Origin of the sequence: Longimicrobium sp. (assembly GCF_036280135.1) — a bacterium.
Taxonomy (GTDB): Bacteria; Gemmatimonadota; Gemmatimonadetes; order Longimicrobiales; family Longimicrobiaceae; genus Longimicrobium.
This window is the reverse complement of sequence record NZ_DASURI010000836.1, coordinates 1-5,809: the sequence shown is the minus strand read 5'-3', so window position 1 is coordinate 5,809 and position 5,809 is coordinate 1. Positions and strand designations below refer to the sequence as shown.

Genomic DNA, 5,809 nt, shown 5'->3' with positions numbered 1-5,809 from the left:
CCGCTGTCGCGGGGGAGGGGGAGAACTGAATCGCGAAGGGGAGCCTGCCCTCCCTATCGGGCCCACCTCCCTCCCCCACGCAGTTTGTGGGGGAGGGTCGGGGAGGGGGGCGCCCCGCGCGCCGCGCGATCTCACCCCTCGTGCACGAGCACCGTCACTCCCGCACTTTCGCACTTTCGCACTTTCGCACTTCACGTCCCCGCCAGCTCCATCGCCTGCTCGTCCGTCAGCGTGTCGATCTCGGCAACGATGGCGTCCTCCACCAGCGCGGCAAAGCGGGCGATGGTGGGTGCCTCGAAGATGGCCTTGAGCGGCAGCTCAAGGCCAAAGCTCTCGCGGCACCGGGAGATGATCTGCGTGGCCAGCAGCGAGTGCCCGCCCAGCGCGAAGAAGTCGTCGTGGATGCCGATGGGCGAGATGCCCAGCAGCTCCTCCCACATCTGCGCGACCACCTCCTCGATGTCCGTCGTGGGCGCCAGGTACTCCGTGGCCAGCTCCGGCCGCGCGTACGAGCCGATGGCCGCGGCCGGCGAATCCGCCCGGGTCGTGGCGCGGTGCTCCACGTCACCCGTGGACAGCAGCACCACGGGCTCGCCGGCCAGCGACAGCAGGTGCTCGAACGCCGCCAGCGCCTCGTCCTCGTCCATCCCGTAGCCCTCGCGGGGCTCGCCCTCGCCGTACCACCGGTCCCACGCGGCGGCCGTCCACGGCTGCGCGTCGCCCGCCGTGGTGGACGCGAACGCGTCGACGATGGCGTGCAGGGCGGCCACGTCGATCAGCGCCACGCCGCCCAGCTCCGGCGTGAGCGACGATTCCACGACCACGAAGTCCAGCACACGGTCCGCGAGGGCGCCGCGCACGCCGTTCAGCTCGCCCAGCAGGTGCATCAGCCGCCGCTCCCACGGGGCCACGCGCACCTCGCCGATGCCCCCGCGCTCCATCTCCTGGTGCGCCAGCGGCGCGTAGACCACGCCGTGCAGCGCGCCAAAGTGCGCCTGCACCTGCCGCAGGGCGTCCTCCATCTGGTCCGCCTCGGACGGCTGCAGCTGGAGGGTGAGCACCTGCGCGCCGGCCGCCTCCAGGGCGCGGATGCGCTCGATCTGCCGGCGCACCGGGTCCTCGGGGAGCCGCGCCTTGACGACGATGTCCCAGCCGCCGGGGTGCGGCAGCGTGGGGTCCAGCAGGGCGATGCGGGCGCCGAAGCGGCGCACGGCGTTCTCCGCCAGCTGCTCGTTGCGCCCCCGCAGCCCGCCGATGAACAGGTACACGCCGCCCTCGCGCACCACCGGCGCCGCCGTCGGAGCCGGGCGCACGGACTCGAAGCCGCGCGCCCAGCGGTGGCGGCCGCGCAGGGCCACGTCGCGGTCCCTGCCCGCCAGCGCCTCGGCGGCGATGCGCGCGCCCAGCGCCCGTGCCTCCGCGTCCGACGCGGGCAGGGCCACGTCCACCACGCGCGGCTCCAGCGTTGGCGTCTCGGCCCGCAGCACGGACGCCGCGCCAAGGAGGGCCGACTTCGCCACGTCGACGGATTCGGATCCATCCACCTCCGCCGCGCCGGCCGTCACCAGCACCAGGTCGGCGGCCACGCGGTCGCGGCCCAGCGCGTCCGCCAGCACCAGCACGCCCACGGTGCCGCGCGCGGGCGCCTCGGCCACGGACCACAGGTGCACGATCGTCGTCGGCACGCCGTCGGCCTCGGCCAGCGCGTCCACCAGCTTGCGGTGGTCGTCGCGCGAGGCGGGGCGCACGGTGAACCCGCCGCCCTCCGCCGCGAACGCCTCGCCCGCGCGGACGACGACGGTCGACCGGCCGTGCGCCCGCAGCCCGTCCAGCACGCCGGCGGAGAGCGGGGAATCGTCCGCGAAGACGAGCACCCGGTCGTCGCCAAAGGCGGGGCGCGGGGCGGCCGTGCGGCGCCACGTGGGCACGTACAGCCAGTCCGCCGGGTCCGCCCTGCGCCCGCCGCGCGCGATCGACTGCACCTCACCGTGCCGGGGCGCATCCACCCAGTAGCGCTGGCGCTCCCACGGGTAGGTGGGCAGGGGAACGCGGTTCAGCCGCTCGCCGGCGTGGAACCCGGCCCAGTCCGGTGTCACCCCAGCCAGCCACAGCCGGCCCAGGGCACCGAGCAGGAACGCGGCGTCCGGCGTGCGGTCGTACGGGTAGCGGATGGAGGGAATGACGGGGACGTCGCCCGTGTCGCCGCGCTGGCGGACGAACGTGGAGAGCGTCTGCCCGGGGCCGACCTCCACGAGGACGCGGCCGGGCGCGCGCAGCGCCTCGGCGATGCCGCGATCGAAGCGCACCGTCTCGCGCGTGTGGCGGGCCCAGTAGCGCGCGTCCGTGGCCTCGTCCGCCGTGATCCACGTGCCCGTGACGTTGCTGGCCATGGGGATGCGGGGCGGGTTGAGCCGCATCCGCCCCACCAGCGCGCCGATCTCGCCCACGGCGGGGTCCATCATGGGCGAGTGGAACGCGTGCGTGGCGGCCAGGGGGCGCGCCACGTGGCCCGCGTCCGCCAGCCGCTGGCGGACGGCTTCCACCGCGTCCGCCGGCCCCGCGACCACGCAGAGCGCCGGCGCGTTGACGGTGGCGATGGCGGTGCTCTCCACGAGGAACTTCGCCGCCTCGTCCGCCCCGAGCGGGACGGCGAGCATGGCGCCGCCGGGGAGCGCGCCGATGAGCCGCGCGCGCTCGGCCACGAGGGCCAGGGCGTCGTCCAGCGAGAAGATGCCGGCGATGCAGGCGGCCGCGTACTCGCCCAGCGAGTGGCCGATGACGGCCTGCGGCACGATCCCCCAGCTCATCCACAGCTTCGCGAGCGCGTACTCGATGACGAACACGGCGGGCTGCGCCAGCTCCGTGCGGTTGAGCCGCGCGGCGTGCGGATCGGCCGCGTCGTCCTTGCGCAGCATGGCGCGCAGGTCCACGCCGGCGCCGGCGGGCGTCTCGGCGGGCGCGTCGCCGGGAAAGATCACCTCGCGGATGTCCACGCCGATGCGCGGCCGCAGGAGCTCCGCGCAGCGGTCGACTTCGGCGCGGAACGCGGGCTCCGTCTCGTACAGCCCGCGCGCCATCTGCGGGTACTGGTCGCCCACGCCCGGGAAGAGGAAGGCGACGGAGCGGTGCCCGTCCTCCACCGCCGCCGTCCACACCCGCTCGGGGTGCTTCGCCGACAGCAGCGCGGCCGCGTCCTCGCCGGGGCGCACGACGACGGCGCGGCGGAAGGGGAACTCGCGGCGCCCCGCCTGCAGCGTGTGGGCGACGTCCGCCAGCGATTGATCCGGATGCGCGGCGACGTGCACCGCCAGCCGCTCCGTAGCCGCGTCCAGGGCGGAGGGCGAGCGGGCGGAGAGGACGAGCAGCTGCGTCTGCCGGCGGGGCGCGGACGGGCGCGGCTCCGGCGCCTGCTCGATGACGACGTGCGCGTTGGTGCCGCCGATGCCGAACGAGCTCACGGCGGCGCGGCGCGGCCCTTCCCCGCCCCATGCCTCGCGTTCCGCGGAGACGTAGAAGGGCGACGACGCGAAGTCGATCTTGGGGTTCGGGCGGCGGAAGTGGACCGTGGGCGGCACCTCACCGGCCTCGACCGCGAGCACGGTCTTGATGAAGCCCGCGATGCCGGCCGCGGCGTCCAGGTGCCCCACGTTGGTCTTGACGGAGCCCACGGCCGCGTACTGCCGGCGGTCCGTCCACCCGCGGTACGCCTGCGTGAGGGCGGCGATCTCGATGGGGTCGCCCAGGTCCGTGCCGCTGCCGTGGCCTTCCACGAAGCGGATGGTGGACGGGTCCACGTCCGCCATCTCCAGCGCCTCGCGGATGACGGCGGCCTGTCCTTGGACGGAGGGCGCCGTGAAGGCCACCTTGAGGGCGCCGTCGTTGTTCACGGCGCTGCCCTTGACCACGGCGCGGATGCGGTCGCCGTCGCGCAGGGCGTCGGCCAGGCGCTTGAGGAGCACGGCGCCCACGCCGTTGCCGCCCAGCGTGCCCGCCGCGTCCACGTCAAAGGCGCGGCAGTGCCCGTCGGGCGACGAGATGCCGCCGGGCGCGTACAGGTAGCCGCTCTCGTTGGGCACCACGACGTTGGCGCCGCCGGCCAGGGCCAGGTCGCACTCGCCGTGCAGCAGGCTTTGCGCGGCCATGTGTACGGCCACGAGCGACGAGCTACATCCCGTCTGCACGCTCACGGCGGGGCCGCGCAGGTCCAGCTTGTAGGCCGCGCGCGTGGCAAAGAAGTCCTTGCCGCTGCCCACGCCCAGCTGGAACTCGCCCAGGGCGGCGGCCAGCTCTGCGTTGCCGCGCACGTTTTCCTGCGTGTAGTACGGCGTCCCCGCGCCGGCGAACACGCCCACGTTTCCGCTCGCGCGCGCCGGGTCCACGCCGGCGTTCTCCATCGCCTCCCAGCACACCTCCAGGAACAGGCGGTGGGCGGGCTCCATGCTTTCGGCCTCGCGCGGGTTGTAGCCAAAGAACGCGGCGTCGAACTCGGCGATGCCGTTCAGCGAGCCGAACGAGGGCACGTACGCCGGGTGGGCGATGGCCTCGTCGGGGATGCCGGCCGCGCGCAGCTCGTCGGGGGTAAAGTGGCGGATGCCCTCCACGCCGTCGCGCAGGTTGCGCCAGAAGGCGTCCAGGTCGTCGGCGCCGGGAAAGCGGCCCGCCATGCCGATGACGGCCACCTCGGGCACGCCCTCGTATTCGTTGTCGTCGGCCGCGTGGGCGGTCTCGGGCTGCAAGCTCATGGTCTGGCTCGTGTTCTCGCGATCGGTGCGATCAGGCGATCTAGTCGGTCAACGGCGATGATGCGGATCATCCGCCGTGGGATTCAGTGCGATTTGGCGAAGCCCGCGCGGCGCCCCCTCCGCTCGCTTAGGCTCGCACCTCTCCCAAAAAACCCTGGGGGAGGTTTGAACTGCGTTTCATCCTGTCGGAGACGGCTCGCGCCGGCGGCGGAGCGCCCCCCATCCCCGGCCCTTCCCCCATAAACGGCATGGGGGAAGGGAGAACTTCGTCTCCTTTAGGGAGGGCACTCGCCGAGAGCAGCCCTGTCCCCCCTCCGTGCGGATCGGCGGAGTGTCTCTCGCCCGCCGAGGGCCCCCTCCCCCCGGCCCCCTGCCCCCGCTTCGCGGGGGAGGGGGAGACCTGCGGCCCCGTGCGAAATCCGCCACCGTGCACGGTCTCGCCCCCCTCGCCAACCCCTCCCCCGAAGTTGGGGGAGGGGTCGACCGCCGTTGCGAGGAACGAGCAAAAGGCGGTCGGGGGAGAGGGCCCCCCGTCGCGCAGCGACGGGGTTCACGCCCTCCGCTCCAATCCCTTCCCTCCCGGCACTCCTACCGCCGCCCGCGCTTCAGCAGCTCTCGTCGCGCGGCGCCGCGGCCCGTCCCCGCCGGCTTCTCCGCCCCGTCCTCCGCGCCCTCCGCGGACTGCGCATCCAGGTGCGCGGCGAGCGCGCTGATCGTCGGATACTGGAACAGGTCCACCATCGACACCTCGCGCCCGAGCGCGGTCTTCAGCCGGTCCTGCAGCTGCGCCACGAGCAGCGAGTGCCCGCCGATCTCGAAAAAGCTGTCGTTCACGCCCACGCTCGGGAGGTTCAGCACCTCGCGCCACACGGCGGCGATGGCCACCTCCAGCTCCCCCTGCGGCGCCGCCGACGGAGAGGCGGACGGGTCCGCCGGCGCCGGGAGCGCGCCGCGGTCCGTCTTGCCGTTCGGCGTCCGCGGGAACGCGTCCATCACCACGTACGCCTGGGGGACCATGTAGTCGGGCAACGCGCGGCGAAGGTGATCGCGCAGCTCCGCGATCGAAG

2 protein-coding genes are annotated in these 5,809 nt (G+C 74.1%); both read right to left on the bottom strand.

Annotated features, from left to right (window positions below):
* Positions 1-191: 191 nt before the first annotated feature.
* A complete protein-coding gene (locus VFZ20_RS27110; RefSeq protein ID WP_329687093.1) occupies positions 192-4,742 on the bottom strand; it encodes a polyketide synthase in 4,551 nt (1,516 codons plus the stop codon).
* A gap of 588 nt (positions 4,743-5,330) precedes the next feature.
* The coding region (locus VFZ20_RS27105) for a phosphopantetheine-binding protein (RefSeq protein ID WP_329687092.1) at positions 5,331-5,809 on the bottom strand (479 nt) is incomplete at its 5' end.